The organism is Oribacterium sp. Sow4_G1_1 (assembly GCF_052116105.1).
Taxonomy (GTDB): domain Bacteria; phylum Bacillota; class Clostridia; order Lachnospirales; family Lachnospiraceae; genus Oribacterium.
On record NZ_JBQKLS010000010.1, the window covers coordinates 79445 to 99328 of the forward strand.

General features: G+C 52.2%; 16 protein-coding genes. 2 read left to right on the plus strand and 14 right to left on the minus strand.

Going from position 1 to position 19884, the window contains the following annotated elements:
- Positions 1-123 precede the first annotated feature (123 nt).
- From ACTQ52_RS07835 to ACTQ52_RS07900, 14 genes are all read right to left on the minus strand, one after another.
- Positions 124-1167: an XdhC family protein gene (locus ACTQ52_RS07835; protein ID WP_441982270.1), complete on the minus strand. Its 1044-nt coding sequence runs from the start codon at positions 1165-1167 to the stop codon at positions 124-126.
- 137 nt (positions 1168-1304) lie between these two features.
- Complete coding sequence (locus ACTQ52_RS07840) at positions 1305-2339, minus strand: molybdopterin-binding protein (RefSeq protein WP_441982271.1); 1035 nt, start codon at positions 2337-2339, stop codon at positions 1305-1307.
- A 3-nt stretch (positions 2340-2342) separates the two neighbouring features.
- Positions 2343-3932 (minus strand): histidine phosphatase family protein, encoded by a 1590-nt coding sequence (locus tag ACTQ52_RS07845; RefSeq protein WP_441982272.1) that lies wholly within the window; start codon positions 3930-3932, stop codon positions 2343-2345.
- A 139-nt stretch (positions 3933-4071) separates the two neighbouring features.
- Complete coding sequence (locus ACTQ52_RS07850; protein ID WP_441982273.1) at positions 4072-5088, minus strand: TylF/MycF/NovP-related O-methyltransferase; 1017 nt, start codon at positions 5086-5088, stop codon at positions 4072-4074.
- 105 nt (positions 5089-5193) lie between these two features.
- On the minus strand, positions 5194-6177 hold the full coding sequence (locus ACTQ52_RS07855) for an NTP transferase domain-containing protein (protein ID WP_441982274.1): 984 nt from the start codon (positions 6175-6177) through the stop codon (positions 5194-5196).
- 225 nt (positions 6178-6402) lie between these two features.
- On the minus strand, positions 6403-6828 hold the full coding sequence (locus tag ACTQ52_RS07860) for a PaaI family thioesterase (protein WP_441982275.1): 426 nt from the start codon (positions 6826-6828) through the stop codon (positions 6403-6405).
- A gap of 134 nt (positions 6829-6962) precedes the next feature.
- Complete coding sequence (locus ACTQ52_RS07865) at positions 6963-8561, minus strand: acyl CoA:acetate/3-ketoacid CoA transferase (protein WP_441982276.1); 1599 nt, start codon at positions 8559-8561, stop codon at positions 6963-6965.
- Between the two features lie 14 nt (positions 8562-8575).
- A complete protein-coding gene (locus tag ACTQ52_RS07870) occupies positions 8576-10267 on the minus strand; it encodes an AMP-binding protein (protein WP_441982277.1) in 1692 nt (563 codons plus the stop codon).
- A gap of 19 nt (positions 10268-10286) precedes the next feature.
- Positions 10287-11528, minus strand: a complete 1242-nt coding sequence (locus ACTQ52_RS07875; protein ID WP_441982278.1) for an L-lactate MFS transporter — start codon at positions 11526-11528, stop codon at positions 10287-10289.
- A gap of 116 nt (positions 11529-11644) precedes the next feature.
- A complete protein-coding gene (locus ACTQ52_RS07880; RefSeq protein ID WP_441982279.1) occupies positions 11645-14023 on the minus strand; it encodes an FAD-dependent oxidoreductase in 2379 nt (792 codons plus the stop codon).
- A gap of 18 nt (positions 14024-14041) precedes the next feature.
- The gene (locus ACTQ52_RS07885; protein WP_441982280.1) at positions 14042-16381 is read right to left on the minus strand and encodes a xanthine dehydrogenase family protein molybdopterin-binding subunit; all 2340 of its coding nucleotides are present in this window, start codon (positions 16379-16381) and stop codon (positions 14042-14044) included.
- A gap of 14 nt (positions 16382-16395) precedes the next feature.
- Positions 16396-17019, minus strand: a complete 624-nt coding sequence (locus ACTQ52_RS07890) for a (2Fe-2S)-binding protein (RefSeq protein ID WP_441982281.1) — start codon at positions 17017-17019, stop codon at positions 16396-16398.
- A 411-nt stretch (positions 17020-17430) separates the two neighbouring features.
- Positions 17431-18120, minus strand: a complete 690-nt coding sequence (locus ACTQ52_RS07895; RefSeq protein WP_441982282.1) for a TetR/AcrR family transcriptional regulator — start codon at positions 18118-18120, stop codon at positions 17431-17433.
- 13 nt (positions 18121-18133) lie between these two features.
- Positions 18134-19153, minus strand: coding sequence for a ThiF family adenylyltransferase (locus ACTQ52_RS07900; protein ID WP_441982283.1), 1020 nt, complete (start codon positions 19151-19153; stop codon positions 18134-18136).
- Between the two features lie 263 nt (positions 19154-19416).
- Between ACTQ52_RS07900 and ACTQ52_RS07905 the strand changes: the two genes are divergently transcribed.
- Positions 19417-19662, plus strand: a complete 246-nt coding sequence (locus ACTQ52_RS07905; protein WP_441982284.1) for a hypothetical protein — start codon at positions 19417-19419, stop codon at positions 19660-19662.
- A 3-nt stretch (positions 19663-19665) separates the two neighbouring features.
- Entirely contained in the window at positions 19666-19857 is a 192-nt protein-coding gene (locus ACTQ52_RS07910) for a hypothetical protein (protein ID WP_441982285.1), read from the plus strand.
- Positions 19858-19884: the final 27 nt, after the last annotated feature.

Below are 19884 nucleotides of genomic sequence, written 5' to 3' on the forward strand. Positions count from 1 at the left end.
ATCTCATTCCACGTTTCCGTGTCCTTATATGATTTCCATTCTACTCTGTAAATCCATCTCTATTTTCTGACAGAACAGGCATCGAACCGACCGGCATTCTTTCCATCACAGATTTTCATCACTCTAAATCGCTTCCATCAGTATATCCAGCACGCCACCGCAGACCATGCCTTCCTCAGACGCTGCATCATCCGTGAGGTCCACATGGTAGAGAATCGGCTTCGGATCCTCATCCAGCAGCATCTCCCGACCACGTCGCATGACATCCGCCTCGACACAACCGCCGCCGATGGTACCGATGCAGTGCCCGTCCGGCAGAATCAGCATCTTCGTCCCGACCTCGCGCGGTGCCGAGCCCTTACGGGTCACGATCGTCGTGAGGATCTTCCGTCCCTCCATCGGACGCTCATGCGGATTCGCCCCCAGGATGGCATCCAGGATTTCCTTCGGATAACCGAAGTTCCGCTTCTTCTGGTTCTTCACCTCGATGATTTCCGCCATTACCGATACCGCGATCTCCTCCGGGGTCTCCGCACCGATGGCGAGACCGATCGGTGTATACACCGCATCGAGCACTTCGCGCGGGATGCCCTCTTCTGCAAGCTTCTCCTTCACGATGCGCACCCTCCGCTTCGACCCCATCAGGCCGATGTAGGCGTGTGGCTTCCGTGCGATCACCCGCAGGCAGTCCTGATCCCAGCGATGACCGCGCGTCACGATAACGAAGTAGGTATCCCCATCCCCCGGAATCTGCGCCAGGGCCTTCATGAACTCATCGCAGATTACCTGATCGGCACCTGCGCTCCGGGCATTGTTCGCAAACATCGGCCGGTCATCGATGCAGGTCACCCGACAGCCGATCATCCGCCCGATCTTAATGATCGGCATCGACACATGCCCCGCCCCCAGGACGACGAGCTTCTTCTCGTGTCCGAGCAGCTCCGCGTAGATCCGCTTTCCGTCGATGTCGAGGATCCCGCTTTCGGAAACCGCTGCCGCTTCTGCCGCATGCTGTGAGAAAAATCCGTCCACGTCCGACATCCATGCGATTTCCCGATTGGAAATCAGCGCCTTCTCGCCGAAGCCCTCGCCCTCCAGCAGCGTCAGAATATAGTTTTCATAATTCGGATTCAGCCCGCTGATTTCTTCATATAGTTCTGTTCCCATCTTCGTTTCTCCCTCTATTCTTCTGGGGCACGGCACCGGCAGGATCGCCGATCCATACACCAGGACTGTTTCTTCGATTTCCCCGTTCACCCCGATATGTTTTGCAGCAACAATCGGCTACCTGCCGGTATGCCTGCTCACGCATACGCACCGAATCCGCAGTTCGGGAAGGTGCAGCTCGCGCAGTGCTGGCAGTATCCGCCGACGCCGAGTCGGTCGATATCTTCTTTCGTCACGATATCCCCGGCCATCACACGTGGCAGAATCAGGTCGAAGATCGTCCGCCCCGCATACATCACACAGCCCGGCAGGCCCAGCATCGGGATCTCATCGTGCGCCCCCTTATAGGCCAGCATGAACATCGCGCCCGGCAGCACCGGCGCACCATAGCTCACCACTCGATCCGCGGTCTTTCCGATGGCGTACGGTGTCTTATCATCCGGATCGACGCTCATGCCACCGGTGCAGAGCACCATATCCGCCCCGGCTGCCAGCACCTTTTCGATGCACGCGATCTCCATCTCCGGATCATCTGAGCTGTACTCATGGGCGACCACCTCGGCACCGAAGGCCTCGATCTTCGCCTGCACCACCGGCGTAAAGGTATCCTGGATACGTCCGTAGTACACCTCATTGCCCGTCGTCACGATGCCCACCTTCTTATGCTGGTATGGCATGAGTCGGAACAGCGGCTGCTCCCCCACGAGCTTCTGTACGCCTTCCATCTTCTCCTTCTCGATGATCAGCGGGATGATCCGCATCCCGGCCACATGCTGGTCCTTCTTCACCGGATAGTTATTATGGAGGGAGGCGATCATCATCTGGCCATAGGCATTGACCTGCTGCAGTCGTGCGATGTCGATTTTCAGCAGGCCGTCGCAGTCCGCGATCAGCTCGATCTTTCCCTCCTTGATATCCTCGTTCCGGTGCAGATGCTCGTTTTTGCAGAGATCGTACAGCACCATCGCCGCATCGTTCTCATGCATCATCGTTTCATTGACCTCCCAGATGTAGATATGGTCCTTTCCGACCGAAAGCAGCACCGGCACATCCTCCTCCGTGATGATATGTCCCTTCCGGAACACCGGTCCCTTCTTCACGCCCCGGATGATCTGTGTGATGTCATGACAGAGCATCTGACCCACTGCATCTTCTGTTTTCATCAGCTTCATACTTTATCTCCTGTTCTTTATGATCTTCTTTTCGATTTCCAACGTCTTCGCGAGCATCGCATCGTGATGCGCACAGGCCTCCGGTGACCGACACTTTTTCCGACTCTCCCGGAAGCGCTCCTCCACGGACACCAGCACATCCTCCTGTACGCGTTTATCCGCATAGAAGAGCAGCTCCGCCTCCGTGAGGGGCCCCTGTGCCTCCTGCTCGCTGTACGCCGCCTGATGATGCACCGCGACGAGCGCCGCGATGGCCGGATAGCCCTCCTGTCGGATTGCCTCCGCCGACACCCGCGCATGCTCCTTCTCCGCTCGGCAGAGATCATGGAGGAGACAGGCCTTCATCACCCGCCCCCGATTCAGCCCGGGCATCATCACTGCTTTCTCGCAGACATCAACATCGGTATGCGTCCCGGAGACCGCCGGCTTTTCTCCAACGTCCATCCTACAGATGCCCGGATCATCCATCTGCATGTTTTCGCTTGTTCGAAGCTCTGATCCGCACATCTTCATGCCGTCCATCAGTCGATCTGCGACCTCGGCGACCTTCCGCATATGGCGGATCACCTGCTGCGGCGTCCGGTATTTCTGATACAGCCGTGAGATTTCCGCTGCATCCAGCAGCTCTTCCGGGCGTACGCCAATGCCCTCGGGCACCACGCAGATACCCTCACGGCAGGTTCTTATGCCCGCCGCTTCATGCCCTGCTGCGCTGTCCCCCCTCCTGCCATCGCACACTTTCGTTTGCTCTGCGCAGATGAAAGCTTCACCATCCACCTCCAGCTCCGTGACCGAGGCGTACGGCAGCGGGATGTCCATCAGATGATCGAGATCCCGCCCCATCAGCAGGCTGAGGTATGCCCGGATCACGCCGGCATGCGCGACGACGAGGATGATTTCTTCTTCGTCCGCATCGGACGAACGAGCGTCTATTTCACCCACACGACTACTTTCGTTTCCATCACTCCCCATACCGCTACTCTGTTTTCCATCCGCGGCCATCTCGCTTCGATCTGCAAATTTCAGAATTGCCTCGATGGCCTTCTGAAATCGGACACCGGCCTCCAGAAAGCTCTCTCCTCCGGGGGTATGATACGTTCCGAGCGCATGCCCTCGCGCTTCATACTCTTCCGGAAAGCGTTCCCTGATCTCCCGAACACTCTTTCCTTCCCAGTCTCCGAGATCGATTTCATGCAGTGCCTCGACCACGTGCGGTTCCATAAGCGCGATTCCCCGATCGGAGAGCACACGGTGTATCTCCTCCGCCGTCTGACGACAGCGCTGCAGCGGGCTCGTAAGGATGCGAACACGCACGATTGCCTGACCATCTGCGTGCTTCCGCTTCGCCTGCTGCTCCGCTACCATCCAGGGCTCGATGCTCGATGCGTCCTGGTGGATTCTGTTCTTCGCGAAGGTACGATCTGTGCGCCTGACTGCATTGACCGACTGTATGTGCTGTAAAAAACAGCTGCCCAGCTGGCGCGCCTCTGCACGTCCACGCATACTGAGCGGAAGGTCGGTCACACCGATATATTCTTTTTCACTTGTGCTTTTCTCCGGCAGCCCGTGCCGGACCAGATAGATCCGTCGCATTTCCATCCTCACTACGCATACTTCTATGCGATGATACATATCTATATCCGTCTCCGAAGATAAATGTATTCCAGTCTTCCACGCGGAAGTTTCCTGATTTCACAAAGGCTTCCCCTGTCAGATACAGTTTTCAATGCCATTATGGATTCCCCTGCTTTACCAGCACTGCGGTTCCATGAAGATCCATGAGCGGTACCACGAAGAGCTCGTGTGCGCGGCAGTACTCGTCCACCGCCATCTTCACACCTTCGAACTGACAGCTCGTATAGTCGTGAATGAGGATGCGTCCGCCCGGCGCGAGCCGCGGGTAAAAGTAGCGAAGCCCCTCGAGCGTCGGCTCATAGAGATCCGGATCCAGACTCACCAGGGCGAAGCAGGGGTCGCTGCTTTCTTTACGCTGCTCTGTATGAGAGCGGCTGCACGCAGCCATAGCGTTCACGGGCTCCTGCATCACGTTCCTTCCAGATGACTGCAGAGCTCGCTGTATCTTCTCATGTCCTCCACCCTGTTCCGCGTCGCTTCCGGATACCACTTCGAAATCCAGGCTCTCCGGGAAATACCCCTTTATGAAGCGAGCCATCTCCGGATGCGGCAGCTGGCTTCGAACGAGCTCTATCGTCGTATCTGAAAAGCTCCGTCGCTGCGTCTTCACGCCGGTTCGCTCCGCCTCGATGGCGAGGTCGCGCGCATGAAAGCCCTCGAAGGTATCGAAGAGCCAGAGCCTTCGCTCCGGAAACAGTCGATTGATCTCTGCGGCAAACGCCCCCTGGTACACGCCGAGCTCCGCGACATCGCCCGGTATTTTCCACGCTTCGATTTCTCGCGCCTGCAACCGAAGCGCGGACAGCCGGACATCCTGCAGTTCCCTAATGCTTCCCAGACAGGTACAGGTCCCCGTGAAACCAGTCTCTTCGATCTGTTTAAGAATCATCCGCTCTGCCTCCGCGTTCAGAATCGCGAGGATGATCTCTTCCGGCTGAAGCCGTAACGCTTCCTCGAGACTTAACACAGGCAGCCCATCCGGCATTTTTCCCTGCTTTTCTTTATCATTATCGATAAAACACAGTAGCTCCTGCCTGGCCGGAAGCCAGGTACGCACCATCGCGCCTGCCTGGCCGGCACCGAAAATGGCGATTCGTTTTACATCTGTTCTCATTTTCCGATCCTTTTCCCGCAATCTCGCCTTTCCAACACTGCACTACATCGCTTTATGCACGAACATCACGCAGCCGCACACCCGACCTGTAACGCACATCGCAGGTTACGTATCCCCCATATCGCCCTGTAGATTCGATTTCTTCAGCCAGTCTCCATGCAGGAAGATCTCATCGAACTTCTTCTGCACGACTTCATTCATCTCCCGCTCGAGCTGCTCATACAACAGGATCAGCTTCCCTCCATGCTTCGAGATCACAGCTTTACCACCATACTTTCCGCCCGGCTGTCGCTCGACGATGCGATAGCCCAGTTCATTTTCACAGTCATGGATGATGGTCCAGCCCTTACTGTAGGAGATACCGCACTTCTCGCAGGCCTCCCGGACACTGCCGGTCGACGCGATCTGTCGAAGCAGGTTCACCGTACCCGGACCGAAAAACGGCTTCGAATTACACAGCCGCACCCGGATATCCGGTCGCATCAGACGTGCATTATGAAGATCCAGCAGGTTCTGATAATCCTCCTTCGTATCGGCGTCCATCACCGCGCCGTCGTCGTCGACGCTGATCTGCAGCACCCTGCCCACTCCGGTCTGTCCGAAGGACTCGTAGGCACCCCGCATCCCGCGTTCACCGGTATACTGAAGCACATACTCCACCGCCCGTTGACTGAGCAGAATCGGATGTCCCGGCCGCGCATGACAGTACGGAACGATGATGTCCGCACTCTCTGCACGATTCATCTCCGCCTTTACGGTTTCATCCGTAAAGAACGGCACATCCACCGGACAGAAAAACACCGCATCGCAGCGATCCTTCAGATACGAAAAGCCGATACAGGCGGAGTCAAACATCCTTGTCGTCTCATAGTGATCATTTCGAAGAAAGACCACACCGGATCCCTTCAAGGACTTCTCGAGCTCCTCGCCACGATAGCCCGTTACGATGGCGATGTCCTGTATGCCTGCACGCTGAAAGTTCGTGATGACACGATCCGCGAAGGTCATATCCCCAATCTTCATCAACTGTTTAAAGTCATTCATTCGTTTCGACATCCCCGCCGCCACGATCACTGCTCCGAATCTCATATAAACTCCTGTCTATGCACTATGTCGGTCGTTTGACCTAGTATACCACTTTATATGTGAATTTGCATCAGGCGATTTGCTTTTTAAAATATATCGGTCAGCACAGCTCGTACAGACTGCACAATCCATTCTTCTATCAGCAGCTCTGCTTGTTCGATTTGTTATATATTTATTTTTTTCGTTCCTTATAAGACCTGATCATTCGCGAGGTAGATGATCTGATGATCACAGCTTCCCATCCGATGCCGGATAGACGATGACGACCACGCCTTCCGCTTCCGTAACGATCGTCTCTCCTCTTCGTAATTCCGCCCGAAGGTGAATCGCACGACTGCCCGGCGTGTGCGCACTCACCCATGCATGTCCCTCGAGATGATCGCCCACGTAGGCGATTGCGCGATAATTCACATTGATATTTGCCGTCACAACATCCTGCCCGGACCAAGCGCGACCTGCATAAATCATCAGATTATCCAGGATAGATGCAGCGATACCTCCATGCAGGATATGATCATAGCCGATGTAGTTCTCCTGCACGGTCCATGCGCAGGCCGCGCTTCCTTTCTCTGCATCCGTCTCGATCTCGATATGGGTTCCGATGGGATTCTTCTTTCCGGTGATAAAATCATATTCATATTTCAGGATCGGCATATTTTCTCCTTTCCATCACGGATATTGCAATCTCAGATATTTTTCTGGATATGGAATCAGCCAGGTGATGTCACCTGGCTGATTCACAACTATGAAACGGACATACGGTCAAACAGCTACCAGCACAAGCGTCATCAGAAGGTATCCTTCAGTCTGCCCCAGTTCTCCTGGAACAGTGCTGCATCCATCAGCTTCGGACCACCCTCCGGCACGATCGGGCGGAAGCCCATATGATCGAGCACCTGCGTCTGAAGATCGATGCCCGGAGCGATTTCAGTCAGCACGAGGCCCTCCTCCGTACGCTCGAATACACAGCGTTCTGTGATGTAGCTGATCTTATTGCCCTTCTTCAGGCACTGCGCTGCATTGAAGGAAACCTGTACGCAGTGATCTACGAACTTGTTAAAGCGACCTTCCTGATCGATGTACAGTTTTCCATCCTCCACATGACACTCGAGTCCACCGGCGGTAAAGGTGCCCATGAAGATCGAGTGCTTCGCGTTGGCCGAAATATTCGGGAAGCCACCACAGCCGGCGATCTTGCCATTCAGGTAGGTGGTATTGACATTACCATCCTTATCCACCTCCGGAAGTCCGAAGACACCGGCGTCGAGTCCACCATGATCGAAGAAACTGAAGAAATCGGTCTGATTCACCATCGCAATCGGATTGAAGTGTGCACCGAAATCGCCGCCCTGCGCCGGCACACCGCCGATGAGTCCGGATTCTGAAAGCATCATAATCTGATCATCGACGCCCTCCTCCATCAGAATACTCGGAACGAGACCCGGCATGCCGATACCGAAATTGCACTTCATGTCATGATGGAATTCCGCTGCGGTTCGACGCGCGATCACTTTTCGATGATCAAACGGAACCTCCTGCTTCGCGTCTCTGAGTGGTACGCGGATCTCTCCGGTGAATGCCGGATTGAAGTGAGTGATATGCGTCTGCATCGAACGCTCCGGATGCTCTTCGACGACGACATAATCGACGAGGATACCCGGAATCTTGACAGTGCGCGGATCCAGGGAACCTGTCTTCGCAACGCGCTCGACCTGGGCGATGACGATCGCACCGGAGGCCTTGGCTGCCATCGCGAGATCCAGCGGTTCACATGGCATACACTCCTTTTCATAGCTCAGGTTGCCTTCTTCATCTGCAGTTGTGCCACGAAGAAGGGCGACGTTCAGCTTCGGAAGGGTATAGAAGAGATACTCCTCTCCCATAAAATCCGGAATGTGATAAATGAACTGCTTTCCTTCCTTCTTTGTTTTTTCATTGATCATCGCACCATCAAAACGTGGATCGATATAGGTTCCGAGTCCGACCTTCGTCATCAGTCCAGGGAAACCTCGACCGATCTCTCGCCAGATCTGTCCGACGATGCCGAGTGGGATGTTGTACGCAAGGATCTTATTATCCGTGATGTTTTTGATCATTTTAAAAGAGCAGCCGACATGTCCGTGGATCGAGCAGGTCAGAAGACCATCCTCTGCCAGGGCATCCTCACCACGTGTCTTCTTTTTTTCAGGATCCATACGTCCGAAATCACCCTGTCCTGCGCCGTGAATATGTGTGATTCCTGCTGGATGTCCGCACTCCTTAAAACGCTCCTGGATTGCAAGACCGATTTCCTCCGGCCATCCTGTCATCCCCTGCACTGCCGAACCGATGACTGCGCCATCCGGAATCAGCTCCGCTGCCTGTTTCGGTGTAATAAATTTTGCCATAGTTTATCCTTTCTTCAGCTGAATCTCGTATGCTCAGCTGCTATCTTCTTCAGCTCTTCCTTTGCAATCTTACCGGAGCCGGTCAGTGGAAACTGCTGTAGGATTTCGATTTCTTCCGGAATCTTGATGGTTGAAATCTTACCTTTGCAGTCACTGCGAAGCTCCTCCAGACCAAGTTCCTGCCCTGGCTTCAGAATCAGAAATGCATAGACGCTCTCACCGAATTCACGATTCGGGGCGCCCACGATACAGGCATCCTCGATTTTCGGATGCTGCCGTAAAAAGTCTTCGATTTCCTTCGGGCTGATGTTCTCGCCACCCCGGATGATGATGTCCTTACATCTTCCTCTCAGGCGGATGATGCCATCCCGATCCACCGTTGCGATATCTCCGGTGCGAAGCCAGCCATCCTCGAACGCTTTTTCTGTTTCTTCGATATTCCGAACATACCCCGCCGTGACACAGGGACCCTTGATGCAGATTTCACCGACCTGATTCTCTCCCAGTGTGATGCCGGTGGCGAGGTCACGGATCTTCCACTCAATCAACGGCCAGAAACGACCGACGGTCGTCGACACCATGCAGAGGGGATCCTGTATTTCCGTACTGCTGATTCCCGGACCGGCTTCCGTCATCCCATACATCACCATGAAATGATCGATATGCAGAACCTCCGATGCATGTCGGAACACCTCCTCCGGACAGCTCGCTCCGGCGATCACGCAGAGACGAAGATGGAGATTCTGCTCACCTCCGATTTCTTCTGCATGATGCATCAGTCGAAGGAGAATCGTCGGAACGCAACTCATCACCGTACACTTTTCCTTCACCAGAAGCTCCAGCACACCCTCATGCTTCAGATCATCAAACAGCACCATCGTAGCCCCGGCCATCAGTGTCGTCAGCATGCTTCCGATGCAGCCCAGCGAGTGGAACAGCGGAGCTGTCACACACAGCCGGTCATCTGTCGTCATCTTCATATAGTGCACATGTTCGAGTGCATTCAGCATCATCTGTCGATGCGTCAGCGGAACGCCTTTCGGGGTACCGCTCGATCCGGAGGTATGGATGATCGTGGCGGTCTGGTCCATGTCCAGCTGCTTCGCCCGATCTTCCAGCAGCTGGTCAGAGCACTGTTCTCCTGCCTTCAGGATCTCATTCAGCTGCCATGCACAGCCTTCCGCTCCAGCCCCACCGGTCACGATGATATGCCGAAGCTTCGGCAGCAGTACTGTCTGCAGCCTGCCGGCAGTCTGCGTCTTCAGTTCCGGACAGATTTCATACAGCATCTCCATATGATCCCGGTTTTTCATCCGTTGCTTTATGATCATTATGCTGCATTCAGTATTCTCCAGAAGCCGTCGCAGCATATCCGCTTTTTCATGGATATTCACATTGACGAGCACTCCACCGGCCTTCGAGATGGCGAGCTTCGTGACGACATGTTCCCAGCAGTTATCGATGATCACAGCCACATGATCGCCCTGCCTGAGTCCCAGATGAATCAGCCCCTTCGCCAGATCATCACTGACCGTATCGAGTTCCTGATACGTGAGGCGTCGATCATGCAGATAATCTATCACCGCGAGATGGTCCGGATACCGAGAGGCCTGAAGATGAATCAGCTCTCCCAGCGTCCGGTTCGAAATGGAGCACCAATATGGATCATCGTTTTTTTGATTTTCAATCAACTGCGATTTGTCCATAATTAAACCTGTCTATTCTTTACTTCATACTCTCTCTGAACTTTACGAGAAGGAAAATCAGCACGATTGCTACGATGCCAAATGCACCCACAATCGTCAGCGGCATCGCATAGGATCCACCGGACTGCTCCATCAGACTCGTGAAGAACTTCGGTCCGACATAGCCGCCGAGCGCGAAACCGATAAACATGATACCGTAATTGATGCCATTGTTCTTCGGTCCAAAATTATCCGCCGTCAGTGCCGGATATACACCCATGGAGCCTCCATAACATGCTGCAATCAGCATAGCAAAAATCAGGAACATTCCGTACGACTGATTTACTCGCGATAAGCAGAAACCACAGATCGCCACGAGGCATCCCATCGCCATCAGCGCCTTATAGCGTCCGATCTTATCGGAGATCGACCCCCAGAGAAGACGTCCGCCGGAATTCGCGATACCGATGAACGAAACCGTATACGCTACGAGTGCACTCTCCTTCGGCAGTCCACCGATGGTCTTCGCCATACCGGTCGCCGACTGAATGACGAAAAGACCGGCCGATGAGAAGCAGAGGAAGGCGATCACCGCTACGTAATAGCGTTTATCCCGGATCATCTCATTCCATCTGTAATTTCTAGGTGCCGGACCGTTTTTCTTCGGTGCAGGTGGTACGTATCCATCCGGCAACCAGCCTTCTGGTGGCGCCGAGATGAAAAATCCACAGATGAATCCGACGATGCCGATCAGGATTCCAAGTATCATGAAGGTCTTCAGTACGCCAATGCTGCCGATCAGAGGTCTCAGCACGAACGGGAAGAGAATTGACCCCAGTCCGAAGAAGGCCGTCGTAAGGCCTGCAATCGTACCACGCATTTCCGGAAACCAGAGGCCGGTATTGGTTGTGGTGATGCCATTGATCATGCCGACACCGAAACCGGCGATGATACCGAAGCCGATCCATACCATCGGCACACTGTGGGCCATGCCCGTCATCAGAAGACCAAGTAAGGTCAGAACTGCGCCGATTTTGATGACACCTCCAGCACCAAACTTTTTCTTCATCGCGCCACCGGTAATCATGGTGATCGGACCGACACCTGTATTAAAGGTAAATGCCAGTGCCAGCGAAGATGCCACTACTGTCGCACCGAAAATTTCTTCTGACTCACTCATAAATCCGGACTGGAAGATACTCCAGCAGTACGAAATACCGATAAAGACATTGACGATACAGCTTGCAGCCACGACCGTCCATCTTTTTTTCATATAATCCATACACCCTCCCTTCTAAGAAGAATTCTGTTCTTGTATGTACGTTATTTTTTTAACGACTCATGATTTTGAAATAGCGAGTCCCCGTCGTGGACGGGGCTCGCTTAAAATACGCTTCTTTATGCGTTTGCCATCCGCTCTACGAGATTTGAGATGAGTGCTCTGACTTCCTGTACCTTATAGTCATTGTACTGAAGCGGCGCAGCATCCTTAACAGCGATCTCTGCAGCCTCAGCAGCAACTTCCTTCGTCGGTTTCTTTCCGATCAGGAACGCTTCTACCTCCGGTCGTACCAGCGGAACCGGTGCCACTGCACCCAGAACCAGCTTCACATCACGGATCACACCATCCTCGAGCTTATATGCATATGCGAGAGATGCAATTGCAAAGTCGATCGAATCACGTACTCTGAATTTGTCATAGCCGGTCGTATAGCCATCCAGCTTTTCGAAACGAACGGCCTTGATCAGCTCTCCCGGATTCAGCATATCGTATGCCTTGAGTTTCGTCGTAAAGAAATCCTTCGACCGAATGGTTTTCTCCGTTGTGATCAGTTCCGCATCCATCATCACCATCACCGGTGAAAGATCGGAAGCATTTACCGAATAACATCCGCAGTCCATACATCTGCCGGCTTCCTGGATAGCTGTTTCCGGTGTAAAGGATCCGGTATCCTCGTCACTCAGTGTCCGCTCGGATACCGCCCGCTCTGGAAGAACATGCATCGTCGTTTCCTTGATGGCGTCCTTATCAAAATGAAGGAATCCCTTTGTCTGCGGCCAGTGATACTCTTCTACGCCGAGATCCTTATTGATCGTGATGGCTGCAACACGACCACCATGAATCGCCTTGATGGCAAGGTTCGGTCCGGTAACCGCATCGCCGCCTGCATAGATCTTCGGATTTGAGGTCTTCGCCGTTTCGAGATCGGCATCGATCAGACCTCTCGGGCTCTTCACCTGAGACAGGAAGTTCTCGCCGAGGAAGCTGATATCGACACGCTGTCCGGTAGCGAGGATGATATAATCCGACGCGAAGTTCATCTTCGTGTCGTAATCATACTGCGGATCAAATCTGCCCTCTGCATTTCGTACGGAGGTACACTTCATGGACTCGAGTCCGTTGACCTTACCGTCTGCATCCGTCAGTACTCTGGAAAGACCCCAGCCATTAAAGATTTCGACGCCTTCTTCCTTCGCTCTGCTGACGTCTTCTTCGGTCGCCGGCATCTCATCTGCCTGCTCGAGACAAACCAGCTTCACGGACTTCGCACCGAGACGCTTCGCGGTCATCGCAACATCCATCGCAACATTACCGCCACCACAGACGAGGATATCATTACCGATGGCCTTCTGGAGATAGGTATTGACATCAACGAGGAAATTCAGACCGAACTGTGTCAGCTCCTCACCACCGATTCCGAGGAGCGGCTGCTTCCACGCACCGGTACCGAGATAGATGGCATCATATTCCTGATCCAGCTGATCGAGGGTGATGTCCTTTCCGATCTCCGTATTCATCCGGAACTCGACACCCATCTTTTCAAGCTGAGCAGCATATCCGTCGACGATATCCTTCGGCAGACGATAGTGCGGGATACCATACTGAAGAACACCGCCGGCCTTCTCCATACGATCATATACCACGACCTTCTCACCGGCACGGCGAAGATAATAGGCTGCCGTCAGACCGCCCGGGCCTGCACCGACGATGGCTACCTTTTTGCCGGACTCCTGTTCCGGTGCCTTAAAATAGTCATCATAATGCGCGATGATATAGTCGCCGAGTGAACGCTCTACGGCATGGATATCGACCGGATCGCCGTGCTGATTCTGATTGCACTTCAGCTGGCAGTTATGCGGACATACCCTGGAGGTAACCATCGGCATCGGATTGTACTCGAGGAAGATTCTGGCCGCGCCATCCCAGTCGCCTTCACGCAGCTTCGCCATGTATCCCGGAATATCCGTATTGCCCGGGCACTCATGGGAACATGGTGTAAAACCGGTCTTCATGCCACCATAGATGGAGTGATAACGGTTCTGTCCCTGAATCGCGAAGCACTCTTCACCACCCTTACGTGCACAGTCGAGTCTTCCACCGACGCCATTCGGATAGCGGTAGAACCAGCAACGCACATCCTGACAGAGATTACCACCGATGGTTCCTTCGTTACGGATGATCGGAGAAGCGATGGATTTCGCTGCTTCCTGAACTGCCGCTGCTCCCTCCGTCAGCTCCGGACTCTCCACGATCTGTGTCAGTTTCGTCAGGGCACCGATTTCGATCGCATTTCCTTCCTCTTTAATATAATTTCCTTCCTTGATGGTTTTCAGATTGACAACCTTCTCCGGTGCCTTCTTCAGGATCTTTTCCTTCATCACACCGACGAGGTCTGTACCTCCGGCGATGGCCACCGCCTTACCGGATTCTGTATTCTTTAATAACGTGCTGGCCTCTTCAAAAGAAGCCGCACTCTCATAATCAAAATTTCTCACGATCGGTTCCTCCTTCGATTATGCCTTACCGAGGGCGCTCAGAATCACGCCAGGCGTTGCAGGGTAGGTCTTGATATCCTTTCCGGTTGCATTGGAAATCGCCATCAGAACTGCACCACCGAGTGCCGCACCGGATACTTCACCGATGCCGAGTGCCTTAAATACATAGCTATCGATCTGCGATTCCATGACGTATGCGTCATAGGTCGGGAACTCATTAAAGGTTCTCATCTTATACTCGAGCATGCTTGCGGTCACCAGACGTCCGGTGATCGGATCCTGTAAGCACTCCTCCATCGACGCTGTATCTACGCAGGCAGATCCGATGCCACCATGCAGCTGCATCTCCACCGCCTTCGGATCGAGAATCTGTCCGATATCCGTTCCTGCACCGATATGAAGTAAGCGCTGACGACCCGTCTCGAGGTCGACCTCGACATCGACGAACACCGCGATACAGCTCGGAATATTGAAGAGCTCCAGGTGCTTACCATATCCACAGATGGAAAGCTCCTTATCGCAGAGCTTAAACATCGGAACCATAAGCTCAGGTGTATCGCGCACATAAACCATATAGTCCTTCGTTTCCATCTGGTCGATGGATCTGTGGAAGTGCGTCGCTGCGAGCTCCAGAGCTTTCTGCTTACACTCCATCGCTGCCAGTGTTGCTGCCTTACCGGTCGTGATCGTACCTCTGGAACCGCAAAGACCATAGTTGGAAGGATTATACTTCGAACCCGGATCCGTGATATAAACCGTCTCTACCGGCACATTAAGGATTTCTGCCACCTGTTTAACTACATTTGATCTCGTACCCATACCAGACTCGGTAACATCCATCTCGATCACCGTCTTCGATGCTCTCGGCTTACCTACGAGATCCGGGATGATACGACAGATACACTCGGTATTATCCTCATTGATATCGGCATTACCGATAACGCCCATACCGACGCCTCTGGCCTTCTTGCCATCCGGGCTTACCCAGTACGGCTTATTCCAGCCGACCCACTTCTTATCCCAGTCGAAACGATCCGCAGCACCCTGCATCGCTTCTGGGAAGAACATCGAGGATCTGGACTGCCACCAGCGACCATCACGCCACTGGAAGCGATCACCCGGTGCCACGTAATTCTTCTTAAACACGTCAAGCGGATTGAGATTTCCTTCCTTCATCGCAGTCGCCATGAGACGCTCGAGACAGCTGTTCAGCTCCTGTCCGCCATAACCACGTACGATACCGGCTGCCTGCCGATTCGTAACGGCAATTTCAGAATCCATATCCCAGTTTGCGCACTTCGCACATACAAGCTGCGCCTCGCCGAGGCCGACACCGACCTGGCCCTGAATCGAGTCTGCGATGGATCCGGTATCTACCAGCCACTTGCCCTTAATCGCATTTACGATGCCATCCTTCGTGATACCGATCTTGGCATTCATGATGGATCCGAGACGAACCTCATAGCAGGTCAACTGCTCTTCCTTGGTCATGACTACCTTTACCGGCTTACTGGTCACACGGGACAGCATACATGCGGAAAGGACGGTCGTCATCAGGGACTGCTTATTACCATAAGAACCGCCGACATTGAACGTACGAACATCGAAGTTTGAATGGTCGATACGACCCTCGGCCATCAGCTTCAGAATATGGGAAGACTGAGAAGATGCCCACAGGGTATAGTCGGTTCCTCCCGTCCACTTTGCGATGGCTGACGGTGTCTCCGGCGCGGCCGGTGACGGCATCTTATCGAACTCAACGCGATCTTCCGCAACATAGGCACACTCTGCAAAGGCTGCCTCCGGATCGCCTCGGCGGATCTGCCACCACGGACCATCCGGCTGGAAATACTTGATACCGTTATCTACATGATTTCCAGGGAATCTCTTATAAAGCTGCGGTGCACCTTCCTTCAGGGCGTCCTCCGCATTAAATACAGCCGGAAGCTTCTTATACTCGACATCGATCAGATCGAGGGCTTCTTCTGCGATTTCCAGCGTATCCGCGGCGACCAGTGCGACGACGTCACCGACACACCATACCTCATCCTCGAGAAGATGACGATGTACCGGAAGGCCGAGTCCCCACTGCTCCGGCGCATTCTTATAGGTCACGACTGCACGTACACCCGGAAGTGCCTCTGCCTTCGTCGCATCGATGGACAGAATCTTTGCATGCGGATACGGTGAACGCAAGGTCTTACCATACAGCTGGCCAGGAACATTAAAATCATCCAGATAGGTTGCATGTCCGGTTACGATATCCTTGGCATCGATTCTCGGGGTATATTTACCAACATGACGATAGTTCGGCTGAACCACATCACGGTAATTCATTTTCTTATCTGCTGCACTCATTTTGAAGGCCCTCCTTAATCTGCTAATGAATGCTCATTGCATGACTGCCAGGTCGAAGGATTGTTCGGATGCTTGTTTTCACGAACCGGAATACGATCCTCTACAGGGATATCATCCGCTGCCCGATGCATCTCGGAAAGTTCGGCATCCTCATTTCCTGCTACCTTATTAAGCGCTCTCAGCACCGTATAATGACTGATACAACGGCAGAAGTTACCGGAAAGCGCTTCCTGAATTTCCTCCGCAGTCGGATGCGGATTATGCATGAACAGTGCCTTCGCCGACATGATGATACCCGGTGTGCAGTAGCCACACTGGAAAGAGTACTCATCGATAAAGGCCTGCTGAATCGGATCGAGTCCCTTCTCCGGATCCTCCAGTCCTTCGATGGTGATGATATCACTACCATCACAGTCCACCGTGAGCGTCATGCAGGATGCGACAGCATACGTATCCTTAATCACGGTACAGCACCCACATGCACCTTCGTTACAGGACGATTTCGTTCCGGTCAATCCCAGACGATTTCTTAATGTATCTACGAGTGTTTCGGATGGTGGAAGCTGTCCAAAGGCCGTGCCGACAGAAAACGTATATTCTCGTTTGTTTACTGTCAGAGTTACAAAATCCTTTTTCATACTTTTCAGAACCTCCTTGATTTTTATGATGTGACGTATCATTCGCGAACATCCGGACCGCGGATTCGGACGTTCGTTTAGGTCATTCGTTTGATTTGACTTAATTTTAACGGTGTTGCTATGCATTGTCAATATTGCACATACATAAATGCGTTTTGTTTTATAATAATATACGCTTTGCACATTTTGCTGCCGAAAAAACAGGCAATAATGCACGTTTGGATAACGCGTTAGTTCTTTCTAACTGTGCACTTTGTACAGTGGTTTGTATGATGCGCTCTATCAGCGCAATAAAAAACCATCCCCCGGAAGTATTTCTCTTCCAGTGGATGGTCTATATCACTCAGATTCTTTGTATGCATGCTGCAACTCAGCTTCATGCCTTTCGCTTTTCATCGTATCATTTTCAGCTCATCTGATTTCGATCCGGTCGTCGGAACATACATATGAGGCTCCCTCGACTACACCGTGTACGATCATAAGACAATCATTCTTTATCATCTTCGGAATCCATTCTCTGACCGTTTCGGAACCTGTTTTCTTTGATATAAACGGGGAGACCAGATGTTGATGCTCTCCGAATGAAATGATACTGCCATTGACGTGGCGGCTTATGATAAAGGCTTCTTCGAGGTTCAGTCCCGGTGCTAAAAACTTCAGGAGCTGAGCCATCACACTCTCCACCTCTGTGAAGAGGATGTTCGCCAGTGGCTGATCTCCCTCCGGCCCGCGATCTTCCTGCCATACCATATGCACAGTATAGCGATTGTTCCTGGAAAAAGCGGCTTGTAACTGCAGATCGATGATTTCTTCGATATACGCAAATGCCTTTTCCTTCGTCATCGTATGCTCATCAAAATCCCGGTTTACTTTCTCATACATCAAGTTGTAATAATCACCGACCCGCTCCCCGAGATATCTGAGGGTTTCCTGATATAGTCCCTCTTTACCATTATAATGAAACGAAATCGCAGACAGATTCACACCCGCTTCCGTCGCAATCATGCGCGTAGATGTTCCTGCATAACCATATTCAGCAAAGAGCCTGATGGCTGTTTTTAAAATTCTTTTTTTGGTATCATCTCTCTCTTTCTTTTCCATCCAAATGTTCCTCTTATAATCCGATATATTCTGAATAGATTGCCTTTGCCTTTGCTTCAGATGTTACATGCAAGATAATCGCACGTCCATCATAAAAAACCTGAAATGATGCATCGCTCCCTTCAAAGCTCAAATAGTATTTATTCTTTCTGACCTGTCCGAGATCGGACAGCTTTTTTTCCAGCGCATCCAGTGACATATGGCAACGTTTTTCCGGAAGGATCTGAATCGAATCTTCCCCACATAATCGAGATGCCCTCACGCCTGCCACATGCCCCAGATAATGAAATTTCTGCCTCTGACAAATCGGGCAGTCTGCTTCCTTTTCCGGGTGAAAATGATGGAAGGAATTCTTCCATAAGTCAAATGTGATCAGCCCCTGTTCCAGCGTATCTGCCGAAACCAGAATTTTAAGTGCCTCCTTCACTTCCAGCGAAGCTACGATGGCCGTCGCCGGAGATAAAACGCCGGCTGTACTGCAGGTTTTCTGTGTACTCTGATTCATAAATGGCTCTACCGTTCCCGTTACACACGAAAAGCATGCTCCTCCCGGTAAAAAGCTCATCGTCATGCCCTGCGCTTCTACCGCTCCGCCATAGATCCAGGGCTTACGGAGCTTTACACATACTTCATTGATAAGATAGCGTGTTTCCAGATTATCCGTACCATCCAGGATGAGGTCTACATCCTGCAGAAAGCTTTCTGCATTTCCATAATTAAAATCCTCCGGAAAAGCCTCCACCTGCACTTCTGAATTGATGCTGTGCAGATGCTGTGCACAGGCTTCCACTTTTAATCTGTGCATACGCGCATCTTCTTCATCGTACAGCATCTGGCGCTGTAAGTTATGCAGTTCGACAAAATCCCGGTCAATGAGGCACAAAAAGCCGATACCGGCTCTTGTAAGTTCTTCCGCGATGACGGTTCCGAGTGCTCCCAGTCCGATGATGGCCACCCTGCTTCGTCTTATCTTTTCCTGTCCGTCTTTCCCGATTCCAAAGAAACGTTCCTGCCTGGAATATCGATCATTCATGTCCTCTCCCATCTTATCCCGTTAAAATCGCAAACGATGTCCCGAATAATTCCCATTTCCAGCATAGTACATTTAACATCCAGCTTATGTAATATATAACTTATTTTTCGGATTAGGTCAAACGTTTACATCATTTCCGCTTGCCTAAAGACTCATTTCGTTGGATAATATAAGCGTTACGAAGGATGTGTTTGATGATAACCGTATGCTTGAATCATTCATCGATTCTACGATCAGCATGCGCAAAGGGAAAGAAGGTCCTCATGGGATGGCATGGCGAATTTAAGATTCATGTGAAATTCATGGATGAAGAAACGGATCCGGAAATTCGTCCGGGAACCACGCTGAAGGAATTTATTATGCGCTTCATGGAAGATAATCTGCTTGATAATAAGGACAGCGGATGCTTCGTGAATTGTAACGGTGAAAACATGACCGATAAACTGGATTATATTTTAAAAGAAGGTGATCAGTTAAACATCTCGCTCATGTTGCTTGGTGGAGGTTAAAGTATGGATATTACGATGGGCAATCTGCGTCACGCATGCAAGTACTACTTCTGGGAGATTGATTTTTACAACGAACATGGTGGCGAGCATACCTGCAGCTACCAGGGCAACCTTGCCAGGGATGGGCAGGCCGGTACCTGCTCTGAGGAAATCTGCCCATTTCTTACCCATGCAGACGATGAAGGATGCGAGTAAGCTTCTGTCCTTCAGCTGCGAAGCGCA